Origin of the sequence: Tolypothrix tenuis PCC 7101 (assembly GCF_963874875.1) — a bacterium.
GTDB lineage: Bacteria > Cyanobacteriota > Cyanobacteriia > Cyanobacteriales > Nostocaceae > Aulosira > Aulosira tenue.
The window spans coordinates 5,764,963-5,781,752 of record NZ_CAWNJS010000001.1 but is presented as its reverse complement, the minus strand read 5'-3'; the positions used below and the strand labels follow the sequence as shown (position 1 = coordinate 5,781,752).

General features: G+C 41.4%; 12 protein-coding genes. 9 read left to right on the top strand and 3 right to left on the bottom strand.

The window, feature by feature from the left end:
- Positions 1–111 precede the first annotated feature (111 nt).
- The 4 genes from AACU25_RS22805 to AACU25_RS22790 all read left to right on the top strand — a co-directional run bounded on the left by AACU25_RS22805 (position 112) and on the right by AACU25_RS22790 (position 6,272).
- Positions 112–1,044 (top strand): hypothetical protein, encoded by a 933-nt coding sequence (locus tag AACU25_RS22805; RefSeq protein WP_096579555.1) that lies wholly within the window; start codon positions 112–114, stop codon positions 1,042–1,044.
- Positions 1,045–1,106: 62 nt separating this feature from the next.
- The gene (locus tag AACU25_RS22800) at positions 1,107–1,853 is read left to right on the top strand and encodes an isoprenyl transferase (RefSeq protein ID WP_096579553.1); all 747 of its coding nucleotides are present in this window, start codon (positions 1,107–1,109) and stop codon (positions 1,851–1,853) included.
- 401 nt (positions 1,854–2,254) lie between these two features.
- The gene (locus AACU25_RS22795; protein WP_096579551.1) at positions 2,255–5,584 is read left to right on the top strand and encodes a two-partner secretion domain-containing protein; all 3,330 of its coding nucleotides are present in this window, start codon (positions 2,255–2,257) and stop codon (positions 5,582–5,584) included.
- A gap of 229 nt (positions 5,585–5,813) precedes the next feature.
- Entirely contained in the window at positions 5,814–6,272 is a 459-nt protein-coding gene (locus tag AACU25_RS22790; RefSeq protein ID WP_199347443.1) for an ester cyclase, read from the top strand.
- Between the two features lie 99 nt (positions 6,273–6,371).
- On the opposite strand, the gene AACU25_RS22785 is transcribed toward AACU25_RS22790, so the two are convergent.
- Positions 6,372–6,881 carry an anthrone oxygenase family protein gene (locus AACU25_RS22785; protein ID WP_096579549.1) on the bottom strand — a complete coding sequence of 170 codons (510 nt, stop codon included), beginning with the start codon at positions 6,879–6,881 and terminating at the stop codon, positions 6,372–6,374.
- A 479-nt stretch (positions 6,882–7,360) separates the two neighbouring features.
- On the opposite strand from AACU25_RS22785, the gene AACU25_RS22780 reads away from it, so the two are divergent.
- Entirely contained in the window at positions 7,361–8,179 is an 819-nt protein-coding gene (locus tag AACU25_RS22780) for a carbonic anhydrase (RefSeq protein WP_096579547.1), read from the top strand.
- Positions 8,180–8,485: 306 nt separating this feature from the next.
- Here the strand turns inward: AACU25_RS22780 and AACU25_RS22775 are convergent, their stop codons facing one another.
- The gene (locus tag AACU25_RS22775) at positions 8,486–9,454 is read right to left on the bottom strand and encodes an alpha/beta fold hydrolase (RefSeq protein ID WP_096579543.1); all 969 of its coding nucleotides are present in this window, start codon (positions 9,452–9,454) and stop codon (positions 8,486–8,488) included.
- A gap of 87 nt (positions 9,455–9,541) precedes the next feature.
- The gene (locus tag AACU25_RS22770) at positions 9,542–10,423 is read right to left on the bottom strand and encodes a sugar phosphate nucleotidyltransferase (RefSeq protein WP_096579541.1); all 882 of its coding nucleotides are present in this window, start codon (positions 10,421–10,423) and stop codon (positions 9,542–9,544) included.
- Between the two features lie 348 nt (positions 10,424–10,771).
- On the opposite strand from AACU25_RS22770, the gene AACU25_RS22765 reads away from it, so the two are divergent.
- The 4 genes from AACU25_RS22765 (at position 10,772) to AACU25_RS22750 (ending at position 16,790) form a co-directional block, all read left to right on the top strand.
- Positions 10,772–14,386: a PAS domain S-box protein gene (locus AACU25_RS22765; RefSeq protein ID WP_096579539.1), complete on the top strand. Its 3,615-nt coding sequence runs from the start codon at positions 10,772–10,774 to the stop codon at positions 14,384–14,386.
- A gap of 69 nt (positions 14,387–14,455) precedes the next feature.
- A complete protein-coding gene (locus tag AACU25_RS22760; RefSeq protein WP_096579537.1) occupies positions 14,456–14,836 on the top strand; it encodes a response regulator in 381 nt (126 codons plus the stop codon).
- 347 nt (positions 14,837–15,183) lie between these two features.
- Positions 15,184–15,783 (top strand): hypothetical protein, encoded by a 600-nt coding sequence (locus AACU25_RS22755; RefSeq protein ID WP_096579536.1) that lies wholly within the window; start codon positions 15,184–15,186, stop codon positions 15,781–15,783.
- A gap of 104 nt (positions 15,784–15,887) precedes the next feature.
- Positions 15,888–16,790, top strand: coding sequence for an alpha/beta fold hydrolase (locus tag AACU25_RS22750; RefSeq protein ID WP_096583952.1), 903 nt, complete (start codon positions 15,888–15,890; stop codon positions 16,788–16,790).

The following is a 16,790-nucleotide window of genomic DNA, read 5'->3' as shown; positions in this document are numbered from 1 at the left end:
TTTTTTACCAACTTTTGCAACCACATCAGATAAAACTGCCAACTTCAGCCGACTGACAACAGAAAGTGCGATCGCTTAGGCTATTGGGCATAGAGTTAAAGTATAAAAATTATGCTGAATACCGCCAGCCCACAGATAGAAACATCGGCGGCGCAAAGCTTTTATCGTCTAAATTACTGGCAAATACAGCACAGAATTAATTCTCTAATAAATAACTATCTTGCAGCCGAAAAACTCCATGAACGCTTGCAAGATTTACCTTTACAGTTTCCCAATCCCCAACCGCGCCCCTGGAAACCTATCGATTGGCAAGCTATTAACCGCAATCAAATTATCGGCATAAACCCAGAAATATTTTTATCCATTTTAATTGGTGCAATGGACACAGAAGCCCCAATTCGCGGTTATACCCAAACCAGCCGCAAGTATTTAGAGAAATTACATCCGCAAATGGCGCGGTTTGTTGGTGGAACAGTTGGTGAAGGCGGCGAACTCCAAGAAATTGGCTTGTGGGAAAAAGAAGAACGCCAGCACACACCCGCATTAATGAAGATTTACAGCCAATTAACAGGTGAAAAAATCACGCCTAAACAGCGCATCGTCAGAGGCTATCTCCCCACAGATGATCCCCAAGAAGACCTATATCGCCACGGCTTACATCGCGTAGCTACAGAATATGGTGCAACCTGTCTTTACCTGTGGTTGATGGCGCACACAACAGGCGCACTCCAAGATGTTCTCGAAGAACTCACCAAAGACGAAATCAACCACATGACTAAATTCTGGGGCTTTGGAGTCTGGGCTTTCCCCGATACCGGACTCATACGAGTAGGAAAAACCCTCATCAAAACCCGTTCCCAAACCTATCAACGTAACAACCTCATCCGTACCCTACGCCGGATGATGGCGACACTCAACTGGAATGCTTGGACTGTCACCAACAAAGCCACCCTACTATACACCTCCACCCTCACCATGCACCGCCTCTGGACATGGAACAACAGCCTCACTCCAGAGTATCTCAATAATCTACTAGAAACCTGATAACCCCCTCACACTCTCCTCTACGTGAGCTTTTAATAATATTCATCAACACCAAAAATCTCATGAATTCCCTACCCCCAGAGCTCAACCCCGAAAAAATTCCCCAACACGTAGCCGTCATTATGGATGGTAACGGTAGATGGGCTAGTAGCCGAGGATTACCACGCATAGCCGGACATCGCCAAGGCGCAAGCACCCTCAAACAACTATTACGCTGCTGCAAAGATTGGGGAATCAAAGCCCTCACCGCCTATGCATTCTCTACTGAAAATTGGCAGCGTCCGATTGAAGAAGTAGACTTTCTCATGCACTTATTTGAGCGATTGCTACGCCGCGAGTTAGCCCAGATGCATCAAGAAGGCGTGAGAATTTCCTTTATTGGCGATTTGTCAGCTTTACCCTCATCTCTGCAAACAGAAATGGAACGTTCCATGACAGAAACATTGCATAATCAAGCAATTCACTTTACTGTTGCAGTCAACTACGGTAGCCGCACCGAAATCACAAAAGCCTGTCGTCAAATATCGCAACTAGTGCAACAAGGTCAACTCAGTGCAGAAGCAATCAATGAAAACCTTGTAGAAAAATATCTCTACACAGCAGATACTCCAGCACCAGATTTACTGATTCGTACTAGTGGCGAGATGCGCTTGAGTAATTTTCTGTTATGGCAAATGGCTTATACAGAGATGTACTTTACTGATATTCTCTGGCCAGATTTTGATACCGAAGCATTTCATCAAGCTTTGTTGAGTTACCAAAAACGCGATCGCCGTTTCGGTCAAGTCAAAGCTTTACTCTCAGCCTAACACTGAAGATAGTTTCCAATACTACTCAATTAAGCGTTTTCAACTCAAAATTGGTTTTGGGGAACAGGTTAAAGGTTTTTTATTGGAAGTCGGCGGGAAACTCCATCCCCTTGTGGGTGGAGTTTTTTATTTCCCTTTTACCATTCCCCTTTTTCCCTTTAACCAACAAGCATTAAGACAGTTCCAACTACAAAATAATTTAAGTCAGTATTTTCACGTAAATTTTCAGTTATACTAGTTTAAACGGTTAAATCCGTCAAAAATCGGCTCAGTTTCATGACTTGCCAGATGCGATCCAGGGTGTCTCATGCCAAGTGTCCTGAAAATTTACTTAAAGTTCACATAAAAAGAGTACTTAAGTAAGTTTCAATAAACTTAATCTGTTAATTATATTTTTCCAAATGAAACAGATTGCTCAGAAGATTTTACTTACTAGCAGTACAGTTGTTTGCTGTATATTAACAAATAATATCGCTCAGGCACAAATTTCCTCAGATGGAACGCTGCCGACACCAAGCAATGTCAATCAAATTAATAATGTTTTTGAAATTACCGGAGGCACACAAGCTGGTAATAACCTATTCCATAGTCTAAGAGAATTTTCTATTTTTAATGGTAGTGAAGCTTTTTTTAAGCAAAGTCCGAATGGAAGTAATATCGTCAATATTATTACTCGAGTTACAGGTGGCTCAATTTCTAATATTGATGGATTAATTAGAGAAAACTATGGCGCAAATTTGATTTTAATTAATCCGAGTGGGATTAATTTTGGTGCTAATGCTCAACTAAACATAGGTGGCTCTTTTTTAGGAACTACGGCTAGTAGCCTCATATTTGCCGATGGTACAGAATTTAGTGCTACCAATACTCAAAATTCTCCTTTACTGACAATCAGCGTTCCAGTTGGCTTGCAATTTGGGCAGAATCCCGCAGCAATTCGGGTAAAAGGTACAGGTCATAATTTCACGGTGAGCAATCCCATCTTCTCACCTGTAACCAGAAGCAATAATTTAACAGGTTTGCGGGTACAACCAGGGCAGACTCTAGCTTTGATTGGTGGCAATCTTAGCTTAGATGGGGGTAGTCTCACCGCAGAAAGCGGGCGAATAGAATTAGGTAGCGTGGCTGGAGGTTTGGTTAACCTGAATTCGATTGTTGGCGGTTGGACTTTCAATTATCAGGGAGTACCTAGTTTCAGCGATATTGAGCTATCTCAAAAAGCCTTAGCAGATGCTAGTGGTAGTCGTGGTTTTATTCAAGTGCAAGGGCGCAACCTTACGGTACGCGATGGTTCACTGGTTTTGATCCAAAATCAAGGGTTGGAACCAAATAGCAGCATCCAAGTGAATACTTCCGAGTCTGTCAAAGTCAGTGGTGCCAGTACAGACGGAAATGTTCGCAGCAGTCTGACAAATGAAACAGTGGGAATTGGTAGTGGGGGAGATGTTACTGTTTCCACTAAAAATTTAGTTGTGGAAGGTGGAGCCAGCATCGTTGCGAAAACCTTCACGCCAGCGACAGGCGGCAACATCAATATCAATGCCCTGGATTCGTTACAAGTCAATGGCGCAAGTGTTGTTAATCCCAGCGTTACTAGTTCTATTGTTGCTGCCACTTTTGGCCCGGGAAACTCTGGCAATAACACCATATCAACAAGAAGTGTCAGCGCCACAGGAGGAGGAACAATTACTTCGGCTTCTTTTGGTAGCGGTAAAGGCGGAAATGTGAATGTTAATGCTGCTGATACTGTCAAAATTATGGGTGTGGAACCGAACTTTTTTGCCCCCAGCGCTTTATTTGTGACTGCATTTAATTCAGGAAATAGCGGCAACTTGACACTCAATACGCCCAGATTAACAGTTCAAGATGGGGGGAGAGTTGGTACTTTAACCTCTGCTAGTGGTGCAGCTGGCAATGTTACCATTAATGCCCCTGAGTTCGTGGAAGTGAAAGGTACAGTATTAGGCTCGGTCAATCCCAGTCTGATTGGCTCCGCAGCTAATTTAGTCGATCCCAGCTTACAAAAGCTTTTAGGCTTGCCTCCCATACCCAGTGGAGCTTCTGGGAATGTGATAATTAATACGGGTCAGTTGCGGATTACAGATGGCGCTACAGTCACAGCCAGAAATGATGGCTCAGGAAATTCCGGATTTGTGAAGGTGAACGCTGGCTCTATTTTGTTAGATAGCGGAGGTAGTATTACATCCGAATTGGGAGGAGGGATCAGACAAGGGCAGTTTTTCTTCTTTTCACCTGTAACTTTGCTGGGTGAGAAGGGAGGAGACATTGCCATTTCCACCCAAAATTTAGTTGTCAGGGGAGGAGCCAGCATTTCTACTGCGACCTTTACAGATAGGGCAGGTGGCAATGTCGATGTCAATGCCTCCGATTCCGTACAAGTGAGTGGATTTGTACCATTTAATCCCAACGCCATCAGTTTTATCAGTGCTTCAACCTTCGGTTTAGGTAAATCGGGAAATGTCAATTTGTCCACAGGAAAGCTGACCATTGCTGATGGGGGAACCGTTGGTGCTGCAACCTTTGGTAGTGGTTCTGGCGGAGACATTAGCATCAATGCAACTAATTTTGTAGAAGTCATCGGGGTAGAACCCAGCTTTTTGAAGCCCAGCATTGTGGGAGTGTCAACTTTCAATGGTGGCAATGCTGGTAACTTGACTATCAATACACCCAGGCTATTTGTGCGGAATGGAGGCAGGGTTGATGCTTCTACTGTTGCTACTGGTTCAGCCGGAAGTATTACAATTAACGCTCCGCAATCTGTAGAAGTGACTGGCACAATTGTGGGAACTTCTATTCCTTCTCAAATCAGTTCTGGAGCCAATATAGAAAGTGAAATCACCCGACAGTTGTTTAGACTACCGCCTGCGCCAAGTGGTGCTTCTGGTGGTGTGACGATTAACACTAATCAATTAGTGGTTAAGGAAGGAGCGCAAGTAACCGCCCGCAACGAAGGCTCAGGTAATGCCGGAGACCTGAAGATTAATGCTCGTTCTACTTTTATCGATACTAAAGGTAGCATTTCAGCTGCAACCACATCCGGTGAAGGTGGCAACATTTTCTTGCGGACAAATTCTCTAGTGATGCGTGGTGGCAGTCAAATATCTACAGAAACAGGCGGGACTGGCAATGGAGGTAACATTACAATTACTGGCAACAGCCCTGCTGATTTTGTGACTTTGCTAGAAGGTAGTAAAATTATCGCCAATGCCTTTCAGGGGAATGGCGGCAATATCAGTATTAATACCCAAGGTCTGTTTGTTTGCCCAGAATGCCAGATTAGTGCCAGTTCTCAGTTCGGCCTTGATGGGCAAGTCAAAATATTGACATTTGATACTAGTAGAAATCCAGAAGTTTTGGACTTGTCGCCAGAAATTGCTAAACCAGAAGAAGTAGTAGCGCAAGCCTGTCCAGCACAAAAGAACCAGAGTCGGAGTCAGTTTATTATCTCAGGACGCGGAGGATTACCACCCCGCCCCAGCGAACCCCTCAGCAGTAATACGTTGGCAAGTTTTGAGTCTACTTCTACTCAAGCAGAATCCTCAACCAATGCGATCGCCACAGCCAAAACCCACGTCTCCCAACTACCACCCCCAGCCCAAGGTTGGTATGTTAACCCTAATGGTACAGTCATCCTCACAGCAGATCCTCCCCACGCTACCCCCTACGCTTCTGGCTTAAGTTCAGCATCATGTCATACTGCTGTTAATTAATCATGATTTGGAAGCCAACGTCGAGATGCGATTAATCGCGTCTCGATACTTTGATATACCCAAAAATTAGGGTGTTTCCTACCCATCTGTCCCGTTGTTTTTCAAAATGGTATGATTGCGTTGCACAACAATAGGATTAGCTAATTCTGTTTCATAGGGTTGAAAGTATTGCGATTATCAGAAGTTCCAGAAAAGACCAAGCATTTAACCTAAAATCAGAGGCTTAAAAATGACTCAAGTCGCACAAAATATGGCAATTGCCTTACGTTTTATGAATGAAGGAATTGCCAAAGCCGATCTGCAAGTATTTGACGAGACTATAGACCCCAATATTCAAGTGACAACTGGCTTAAGTCCTACCGCACCTATTCAAGGATTAGACAGCTACAAACAAATCTTTGCTAATTTTGCCGATGCTTGGCCTGTGAAGCATTTTGTTATTGATGACATTTTTGGAGTTGATGAGAAAGTGGTAGTACTGTTTACAGCAACCGCTATTTTCAAGAAAGACTATTACGGTGTGAAAGCTACTAATCAGATCGTACCTCTCCAGGAAGTTCATATTCTGACTTTCAGAAACGATAAGATTGTTGAAAATATTGTGAGCGCTACAAACTTCCCTTTTGAATACATTATGTATCCAGCTTTAAAGGATGCAGTGATTGGTAATCTGGAAGTAGCAATCTAACTGGATTTGGGATTTGATATTTTGGATTTCTCAAGCGTTGCATGAAAGCCAGAATGCTACTTTTAATCAACACTCAGCACTCATCTTTCAACAAACTATCTAAAAATTTGTAGATGCTGTTTGCTTACAGAGTGCGATCGCCAATAAAGCAGCTGCGCTAAATGCTGCGATTGTTCGCACATGATTCCAGAATGTCCAGTTAGCAAGATATCTAGCCCAGAGATTTGCGCCCTCAGTGCTATCTGGTTTGGCGATCGCCAGAGCATCATTGAGGGGTACATTAAAAGCAATTGTTACCAGAATTGTACCTACGAGATAGAATAGGCTCCCAAGCAGTAAGTAGACTGCACCAGGTTGATGTAACTTTGATAGTGATGCGATCGCCAGAAACAAGCAAGCCAATGCTGTTCCAAATAGCGCCACCATAAACCACGGATTGATGGCTGTAATATTGATGGATTGCATAGCAACAATGCCTTCTCTAGGCTGAAGCCGAGCCAGAGCATTCATCACAAAAGTGGAAAAGGCAAAGAAGACTCCCGCAACCAGAGAGCAGCCCAAGACTGTGAAAAGTTTTAATGTCAATAGCAAGTAGTTAACATTTGTCATACAACCCTCTGCAAATGCATTACTTTTAGCTTAAGGAAAGAATTGATTCCCTAATATCTGATTCTTGTGCAACTATCAAAATCTTGTGATAATTTTTTCATACTGATACTAATAAAAATAATATTGGCGATAGATAAATTGTTGTAGATGTACAATATTGTAGCGAGAGATACTGATTGCTCTAACCCTCACTTATGAGGATGAGTACTAATGAGACTTGATGAAGTTCGAGAAAATACTAACTTTATGCCTAATTGCAGATTAATGTTACATTAAAGCTATAACTAAAGCTAGTAGTTGAGTAATATTACTTCAACGATACAATAATAAGTTTCCCAGACTAAGCGAACAGCGTGAGGCAATATATTCAGAATGACTAAATGAATTTAGCCAATAATTTTGATTGATATTATCTCATATTTTCGGGTAATTATTTACCCGAAAAATCTCAAGTATGACCATATTGATTTAGGAGCCAGATGAAAAAGCTAATTAGAGGACTGCGCGAATTTCAAAGTAGTTATTTTCCCGCCAATGAAGAACTATTTGAACAACTTTCTCAAGGTCAAAAACCCAGAGTTTTGTTTATTACTTGTTCAGATTCGCGTATCGACCCCAACCTAATTACACAAGCTGGTTTAGGCGAATTATTTGTCATCCGCAATGCAGGCAACATTATTCCACCTTATGGTGCTACTAATGGTGGTGAAGGGGCAACAATTGAATATGCTATTCAAGCATTAGATATTCAACAAATTATTATCTGTGGACACTCACATTGTGGTGCCATGAAGGGGTTAATGAAATTAGACAGCTTGCGGGTAGAAATGCCGCTTGTACATGACTGGCTCAAGTATACAGAGGCAACCCGACGACTGGTAAAAGATAACTATAGCCATTACAAAGGAGAAGAATTATTAGAAATAATAATTGCGGAGAATGTACTGACTCAAATCGAAAATCTCCGGACTTATCCAGTGATTCGCTCTAAGCTGCACCAAAAACAACTGAGTATTTACGCTTGGATATATCAAATTGAGACAGGAGAGGTTTTAGCATACAATCCACAACAACACGCCTATGTATTACTTCCAAATCATCTGCCCCCATCAGCGATAGATGAAACTTTAATTAGCCCACCTTTAACTAGCAATGGGAACATAGATTTCTCAAAAAATGAACAAGGAGCAGTGCGATTACCCAAGCAACTTCCTAGTTCTGAATATGAATGGTTTCCCATGACAGAACTTTCTCCAGAACAATGGGAGCGCATTTATCGAGGCTCAAAAACAAATTAATATCAATTCAAAATTCAAAATTAAGAATCCAGACGGAATAACACTTTGAGTCTGTGTATCTGTCGTATTCTTTTGTCAACCCAAACAAGAAAATCTGCAATTTATACCCATTTAAACAATGTTTGCGACAAATAAATTCTTTGTAGGGGCACGGCATCCACAATCTTTTGGTATATCAAATTATCTTACTGGTGCCGTGCCCCTACCTGTCCATCTGTCGCGTTCTTTTTTCAAAATGGTATTAGATGTGCATCAGCTTATCGTAATAGCTGAAAAACTGATCGTTAAGACTCCAGTCAAAGTCCCTTAATCAAGGTCTTTCAAAAACTTTATGAGTAGTCTGTTAACTTCCGCTGGGCGCTCCTGCTGAATCCAATGGCCAGCACCAGGTAGCAAAACCTTCTGCCTCAAATTGGGCACGTTCTGCTCTAGAGAATCGAACGCTTCACGGTACATTGCGATCACGGCATCTGCTTCTCCTGCCACAAATAATGTTGGCTGGCGGAGCTTTGCCTCGCTGAGAAAAGGTGTGAGTTCCCACATAGCATCTATGTTGCGATACCAGTTCAACCCGCCCCGGAAACCAGTCTGCTCAAAGGAAGCAGTAAAAAAATCGATATCTTCTTCTGTTAGCCAAGAGGGAAGCTGCTCTGGTACGGAACTTGGGTCTAATGTTTTTTCTGACTTATCGTACAAGAAGCGCCAGCGTTTTTCTGGTGGTGGATCTCCTGAAGCAGTGTAGAGGATTGTACGTATACTGGTGCGAACATCAAACTCCAGTTCCGCCTCTGCTTTACCTGGCTCTTGGAAATGCAGCTGATAAAACTCTTGCTCCCCAGCCATCAACTTCATGGCTTGTGTTGGTTGAATGTCTGACCAAGTGCGGGGTCGATAAGGCACACTCAGCAGGGAGATGGCATGAAAAATATCTGGACGTAGTAGGGCACAATGCCAAGCAACCAGGGCACCCCAATCGTGTCCCACAATGATTGCTTGCTCCTCACCCAGAGCATGAACCAGACCCACAATATCACCAACCAACTGGAAAATATTGTATGCCTCAATTGTTTCCGGTCTTGAGGTCTGCCCATAGCCACGCTGATCTGGTGCTACGGCGTGGAATCCTGCTTCTGCTAGTGCTGATAATTGATGTCGCCAAGAGTACCAACTTTCTGGGAAACCGTGACACAAGACTACCAGTGGCCCCTGCCCCTGTTCAGCAATATGCATCTTGATGCCATTAGTGTCGACTTCACGGTGAGTTACTGAAGTCATGTTATTTAATTCCTTTTTTAGGGAACTCCAAAAAATAATACCAGTAAAGCAGTAATTTTAGTTTTACTTTATAAGTAACCTCTTATATTACCGAAAATCAATTAATGTCTGGCGATAGGTATCTGGTAAACCAGTATCAAAACATTTTCCTTTGATCACATAACCTGTCATTCCTTCTGCCTGACATAATTGATCCAAACAAGTTGTTAACTGAAATTCGCCACGATAGCGCAAATTTTCTTGAATACTTTGTGCCAAGTAGTCAAAGATGTTTGGTGTCAATATATATAAGCCAAATACACATAAAAATTCATCTTCTGCCATACCTTCTACTCGTAGATGTTGGCGTGCATAATCAATACTGGGTTTTTCTGCCAGTTGTGTGATTTGCAACAGCGAATTGAACTCTTGCCACATTCCTGTAACGCAGCCTGCTTTATTAATGATTGCAGCTGGCATTGTAGTTAAGCTGACGACACTTTGATTAACTTGGGCATAAAGTTCAACCATTTGACGCGTACAAGATTTATCAATGTCAGATTTATAAACATGATCGCCTAACATTAATAAAAATGGCTCATTTTGTACCCAATCTTTTGCACAGAATACAGCATGACCATACCCTTCTTGTTGTGTTTGGGTCAATAGCACAACTTTCTTACCTAATTCTTGCAGATATTGACTATATTCTCGATTGGCAGGCGAAAGTTTTTGCCAAAGTTCCTCTGGAGGTGGATTTTTAAATAAATCTGTAAAAACTCCTAAATCATCAGGTTGGACAACAATTCCTACTTCTGTAATACCCGCGCTAATTGCTTCTTCTACAATTGCTAAAATTACAGGTTTAGCTCTGCCATCTTGGTCAATAATAGGGAAAAGTTCTTTTTTGACAACTTGAGTTGCAGGAAATAATCTAGTACCAAAACCAGCAGCAGGAATTACCGCTTTTCTGACTTGATTGATTGGCATTCAGAACAATACCTCCCTTATTTCAGATAATTCTGCCCTACTCTCTGGAAATGTTCCAGAAAATATAAATTATCCCACTTTCAGGGGAACATATTCTTTCTCATCTGCTGACATAGCGTAAAGCCTACGGCATAGCTACGCTTAACGCGTAGCGTCCCGCAGGGATGGAATATTTTTTCAGTTGCAAGTTTCTCCCTTTAGCACTATGCTGTCCGTTCGCTGCTGCCTTCATGATAAGTCTTGAACTGGACACAATATGAGGGAGAAGAATGCAATTAAGGAAAAGTGAGGAATGAAGGCAATAGACTAGAAAAGTCATAGAATGGTCAACGCTGCTCCCCTGCTCTTATGTTTCCTCTACGTCCTTCCCTGACAAAAATTTCTTTGCGGTGGGTATTATTAATTCCTTTTGTTTTGCAAACAATTGGAGCAGTTGGGCTGGTTGGTTATTTTTCCGATCGCAGCGGTGAGCAAGCTGTGGAAAATTTAGCTCATCGGCTGATGCATGAAGTTAGCAACCGCATAAGCGATCGCCTCGATACTTATTTGCAAACTCAGCAGCAAGCAATGGTGATCAACGCTCAAGCTGTAGAGCAAGGAAGTCTAAATATTCAAGATTTTGGGGAATTACGTCACTATTTGTGGCAGCAAATTACCCTATCTCCATTGCTGGGTAGTAATTTCTTTGTCAATGCACAGGGTGAACAAATTGGTTACGGACGGCTTCAAAGTCAAGAGATAGTAGAACAAGCAAAACAGCTGACAAAAGAAAATTTGTCGATTGGTACTGTCTTCTTGAGCGAAATGCAAAAGTCTCATTTAGGCAAACGCAAACATTATCTGGTTGACTCCAAAGGACAGGCTAAAAAACTTGTTTACACTCTAGAAGTGGATAACCGCAAGTTGCCTTGGTATGTTCATGCCAAAATTGCTAAAAAACAAACTTGGTCGCCCATTTTTCTGCATAAAGTCACTCCTTCTTTAGGGATTATGGCCCTGGCTCCGATTTACGATCGCGGCGGTAACTTTCAAGGAGTGTTTTTTTCTGATGTGTTGTTGTCAGAAATTAGTACTTTTTTAGATAATTTGCAGTTATCACCTTCAGGTAAAGCATTTATTTTGGAGCGTTCTGGAGATTTGGTAGCGACTTCTACTTTAGAAATACCTTATTTATCCCACGTAAAAGGTCAACTGCAAAGATTGCCAGCTGTGCAGAGTCAGGATGTGCAAACGCGATCGCTTGCTCAACAAATCCTGAAAAAGTCTGGTAGCTTCCGTCACATTAAAAAAAATACCCAAATGAGTTTAGAGATTGACGGACAACGGCATTTTGTCCAAATTTCTCCTTACAGCGATCGCTATGGCTTAGATTGGCTGGTGGTAACAGCGGTGCCAGCATCCGACTTTATGAGAGAAATTGAGGCGAATAAAACTCAGACGATTATCTTCTGTTGGTTGACACTAATTGCTACTATTGGTATTGGTATATTTACGGCAAGCAGGATTACTAAGCCGATTGTCCGGTTGAGCGAGGCTAGTCAGGCTTTAGCGCAAGGAGAATGGCAGCAACCCCTATCAGAAAAAATTGCGATCGCAGAACTCCAGTTACTTACTAAATCTTTTAACCAGACAGCTAAAGATTTAAAAGCAGCCTTTGAACGCGCTAAAGTTGCTCTGAATGAATCTGAGGACAAATTTGCTAAAATTTTCCGTAATAGCCCCGATTTTATTCATATTATTAGCTTTGAAACTGGCTGCTATGTCGAGGTGAATGATCGCTTTTTAGAAATTACTGGCTATTCTCGTGCAGAGGTGATTGGTCATACTCCTTTAGAACTGGGAATAGCTGTCAAACCAGAAAGCCTCTCACAAATGTGTCAGTTATTACAATCAGAGCGGCGTGTATATAATTTTGAGTTGGAATTGCGAACCAAGTCAGGGGAAATTAAAATTGGCTTAATTTCTTCAGAATGGATTGAATTAGCAGGCAAACCTTACATTCTCTCTATATTTAAAGATTACACAAAACGCAAGCAGGTAGAACTAGAACTCAAACAAGTCCGAGAATTGCGAGAAGCAATTTTTAATGAATCTGCCGATGCCATCTTTTTGGTAGAATTACCCCCAAACAGACGGATTCTGGATTGCAATCAGCGCGCTGTTGAGTTGTTTGAGGTAGAAAGTAAAGCTGAATTAATTGGCATTCAAGGCAATATCTTACAGAAACGAAAATTCATGGAGGAAGAACTGGCTGAGATTGCTATCGAAATCGAACAGCAGGGATTTTGGAGTCAGGAAGTGGAATATTTGACCAAAAAGGGAGATTCCTTTTGGGGCAATTTAGCTGTCAAAATGATTCAGGCGGCAGGACAATCTATGTATCTTGTCCGTGTGACAGATATTACTGAGATTAAGCGGATGATTACTGCCCTACAGCAAAGCGAAGCAAGATTTCAGCTTTTAGCGGCCACTTCACCGGGAGTAATTTATACAGTTGTTGAATACGCTAGCGGCCCTGTTCGTTATGAATACCTCAGTCCAGCGTTTGAGGAAATACATGAAGTGTCAGTAACAGCAGCGCTTCAAGATGCTGCCATTACCATTAACCAAATGCATCCTGAGGATCGTTTAGGTTATCAACAGGCAGTTGCATCCAGTATTGAAAATATGCAACCATTTAAGTATGAATGGCGCATTATTACACCTTCGGGCAAGATTAAATGGATTCAGGCCAATTCTCGCTCCGAAATCAGGGAAAACGGAGAGATTGCTTGGCATGGGATAGTCCAAGATATTAGCGATCGCAAACAAGTAGAAGCTGCACTGCGAGAAAGTGAAGAAAAATTCCGTCGCGCCTTTGATGATGCAGCAATTGGGATGGCGTTAATTTCCCCTGATGGGCAGTTTTTACAAGTCAATCGTTCTTTGTGTGAAATGGTAGGCTATAGCGAAGCAGAACTGTTAAGGCTGAATTCCCTAGAAATTACCCATCCCGATGACATTGAGATCAATTTAGCAGCAGCAACGCAAGTATTAAAAGAGAAACAACGCATCTATCAATTAAAACAACGCTATATCCATAAAAGCAGGTCTATTATTTGGATTTTGATCAGCGTTTCTTTGGTGAGAGATCAGAATCGCCAGCCTCTGTACTTTGTTGCTCAAATTCAAGATATTAGCGAACAGCAAGCAGCACTGCGCGAACGTCAGCAAATCGACCAAATGAAAGACGAGTTTATCTCTGTTGTCAGTCATGAACTTCGCACACCTTTAACAGCTATTCATGGCGCTTTGGGGATGCTAGGAACAGGAATTTTTGCAAAACGCCCAGAACGTGCGAAAGAAATGCTAACCATCGCCTTAAATAACTGCGATCGCCTGGTACGTTTAGTCAACGATATTCTTGATTTAGAACGTTTGGACTCTGGTAAAACTCAGCTGATTATGGAAACTTGCCAAATTAATGCCTTAATGCAGCAAGCCGTAGACACCGTGCAAGTGATTGCAACCCAAGCCGCCATTAACCTAGAATTCACACCTTTGTTTGTCACCATTACAGCTGCACCCGATGCGATCGTGCAAACTCTCATCAACCTCCTCAGCAATGCTATTAAATTTTCTCCCGCCAACAGTACAATTTGGCTCAATGCAGAGTTAGTCACTGAGGAAATCAACTTAAAACAGACAAAATTCCCTATGACTAGTCCTTATATTCTCTTCTCTGTTAAAGACCAAGGACGAGGTATTCCCACGGATAAATTAGAAACTATCTTTGGCAGATTTCAACAAGTTGATGTCTCCGATTCCCGCCAAAAAGGAGGCACAGGATTAGGTTTAGCAATCTGTAGAAGCATCGTCCAACAGCATAGCGGACAGATTTGGGTAGAAAGCATTGTTGGGCAAGGCAGCACTTTTTATTTTACTTTGCCACTAAGTCAGAGAAAATTCAGCCAACAAAATTAATTACATATAATTGCATCTATTAAGAGTTGCCCAACTTTCACCAAAGAGTTTTATTTTGCTTCACTAGTTATGACAAAACGCGTTTTAATAGTTGATGACGAACCTGATATTCGTCGTATTATCCAAGTATCCTTAGAAGAAATGGCAGGATGGGAAGTCAGCACAGCTCAGTCGGGTAGTGAAGCATTACTGACAGTAAAAACCGGACATTGGGATGCCATTCTTCTAGATATTTCTATGCCAGATATGAGTGGATTTGATGTCTTTCTGAAGCTGCAATCCGACCCCGCTACACAACTGATTCCCATAGTGCTGTTAACCGCAAAAGTACAACCAAGCGATCGCCGTCGTTTTGCCCAGATGGGTGTCGCTGGAGTGATTGCTAAACCGTTCAACCCCATTACTATATCTAACGAAGTAGCGCAAACTTTAGGATGGGAATTTTTCTAAGGTACTTTCCTCATATTGAGCCAATTTACAGAATTCAGTAGAAATTTGCGCCACATAAAATTATCAACTCTTACCGGAATCATCAGTAAGTCGCTGGAAATAAACCAAACCATGTTACGAAACGTAAATAGACTTGAAACCCTTACCAATGACTAATGACCAATGACCAATTACCCATTACCAATTACCCATTACCAATGACAACCTCAGCCAGTTATCTTTAATTTCGTCAACCTATTTATTTTTGCAAAAACTTACAATAAAATCACAAAAATTCAGAGATATCTCCCTGATTATCTGCATAAATAGCAGCTTTAATGGAATTGTCAATTTAAATAGACAATCCAATGTTACAAACAAACCGTAAATTTAACCAATTATTTTTAGCTACTATATGTTTATTATTAGTAGAAACACTTAGCAATCCAAAAGTTGAAGCAAAATCGATAAACAATCTTCAGCAATTACCCACATCAAGCGTTATTTCAGCCACACCAGCATGGCAAGAATTTTCTTCATCTGAGGGAAAATTTTCTGTGCTTTTTCCTAATGGCAAAGTAGAAGAGATATCTCCGCCTGAAAATTCTAATTCCTCAGGTATTAAATCGTTAAAAATGCACGCTGTTACCGGAGATAAAAATGCTTTTATTGTGGGATATGCAGACTTTGGCATTGATGCCAGCCAGGCACCCCCAGGAGAATTAATCAATGCTTTTCTAGAAGGAATGTTAGAAAATGAAAGCAAGTTATTGAGTCAAAAAAATATTCAGTTTGAAGAATATCCCGGTAAAGAAATTAAAGTCAAAGATGAAAAAAATGGCACGATTTATAACAGTCGCTTTTTTCTGGTTGGACAGAAAATATATTTTATGATGGTTGGTAGTATAGAAACTCCTGAAGTCAGCGATACGCAAAAGTTTTTCAACTCTTTCCAGTTGATTAAGTAATGCCAATTTGAAAACAGAATGTGACAGATAAGAAGGGCACAGCAATGCTGTGCCCTTTAAATTATTGGCAAAAAATGTCCAAACAGTATGGTAAACTGAGATTTATGTTTCCAAGCTTCTTACCTACAGCCGTTGGGCAACTACAAGAACCTGCCGCGATCGCACTTGCTCAAAGTATTCAATCTCAGGCGATCGCAACTTCTTTGGCTACTCAACCAATCAATACTACCTATGTACATCAAGGTAGTGGTGGTGTACCAATTTTATTAATTCATGGCTTTGATAGTTCAGTTTTAGAATTCCGGCGACTACTGCCATTATTAGCCGCAGAAAATGAAACTTGGGCTGTGGATTTATTGGGTTTTGGTTTTACAGAAAGACTATCTGGGATTAACTATAGTCCCACTGCAATTAAAACCCATATTTATTATTTTTGGAAAACACTAATTAACCAACCTGTAATTTTGCTCGGTGCATCAATGGGTGGTGCAGCAGCAATTGACTTTACACTGACTTATCCTGAAGCGGTGAAAAAACTAGTATTAATGGATAGTGCAGGTTTGCAGGGTGGTTCACCATTAAGCAAATTCATGTTTCCGCCTTTGGATTACTTCGCCACAGAGTTTCTGCGTAATCCCAAAGTCCGCGATCGCATTTCTCGCGCCGCTTATAAAGCTCAACAATTGGTAACAAATGATGGTGTAGATTGTGCCGCACTACACCTACAAATGCCAAGCTGGAGTCAAGCTTTAATTGCTTTTACTAAAAGTGGTGGTTATCGCGCTTTTCGATTTAAAAAATTAGCAGAAATTCAGCAGCCCACACTAATTTTATGGGGTGATTCCGATAAGATTTTGGGTACTAAAGATGCTCAAAGATTTAAAGGTGCAATTCCCCACAGTCAACTTTTATGGATACAAGATTGTGGACATCTTCCTCACCTAGAACAACCACAAATCACCGCCAAAAATATTTTAGAATTTGGCCGCGATACCCCTGAATTTTAA

What these genes read in the sequence shown, in the direction of transcription:
- AACU25_RS22805 (WP_096579555.1), top strand. Translation starts at nt 112, where the DNA reads ATGCTGAATACCGCCAGCCCACAGATAGAAACATCGGCGGCGCAAAGC.
- AACU25_RS22800 (WP_096579553.1), top strand. Translation starts at nt 1,107, where the DNA reads ATGAATTCCCTACCCCCAGAGCTCAACCCCGAAAAAATTCCCCAACAC.
- AACU25_RS22795 (WP_096579551.1), top strand. Translation starts at nt 2,255, where the DNA reads ATGAAACAGATTGCTCAGAAGATTTTACTTACTAGCAGTACAGTTGTT.
- AACU25_RS22790 (WP_199347443.1), top strand. Translation starts at nt 5,814, where the DNA reads ATGACTCAAGTCGCACAAAATATGGCAATTGCCTTACGTTTTATGAAT.
- AACU25_RS22785 (WP_096579549.1), bottom strand. Translation starts at nt 6,881, where the DNA reads ATGACAAATGTTAACTACTTGCTATTGACATTAAAACTTTTCACAGTC.
- AACU25_RS22780 (WP_096579547.1), top strand. Translation starts at nt 7,361, where the DNA reads ATGAAAAAGCTAATTAGAGGACTGCGCGAATTTCAAAGTAGTTATTTT.
- AACU25_RS22775 (WP_096579543.1), bottom strand. Translation starts at nt 9,454, where the DNA reads ATGACTTCAGTAACTCACCGTGAAGTCGACACTAATGGCATCAAGATG.
- AACU25_RS22770 (WP_096579541.1), bottom strand. Translation starts at nt 10,423, where the DNA reads ATGCCAATCAATCAAGTCAGAAAAGCGGTAATTCCTGCTGCTGGTTTT.
- AACU25_RS22765 (WP_096579539.1), top strand. Translation starts at nt 10,772, where the DNA reads ATGTTTCCTCTACGTCCTTCCCTGACAAAAATTTCTTTGCGGTGGGTA.
- AACU25_RS22760 (WP_096579537.1), top strand. Translation starts at nt 14,456, where the DNA reads ATGACAAAACGCGTTTTAATAGTTGATGACGAACCTGATATTCGTCGT.
- AACU25_RS22755 (WP_096579536.1), top strand. Translation starts at nt 15,184, where the DNA reads ATGTTACAAACAAACCGTAAATTTAACCAATTATTTTTAGCTACTATA.
- AACU25_RS22750 (WP_096583952.1), top strand. Translation starts at nt 15,888, where the DNA reads ATGTTTCCAAGCTTCTTACCTACAGCCGTTGGGCAACTACAAGAACCT.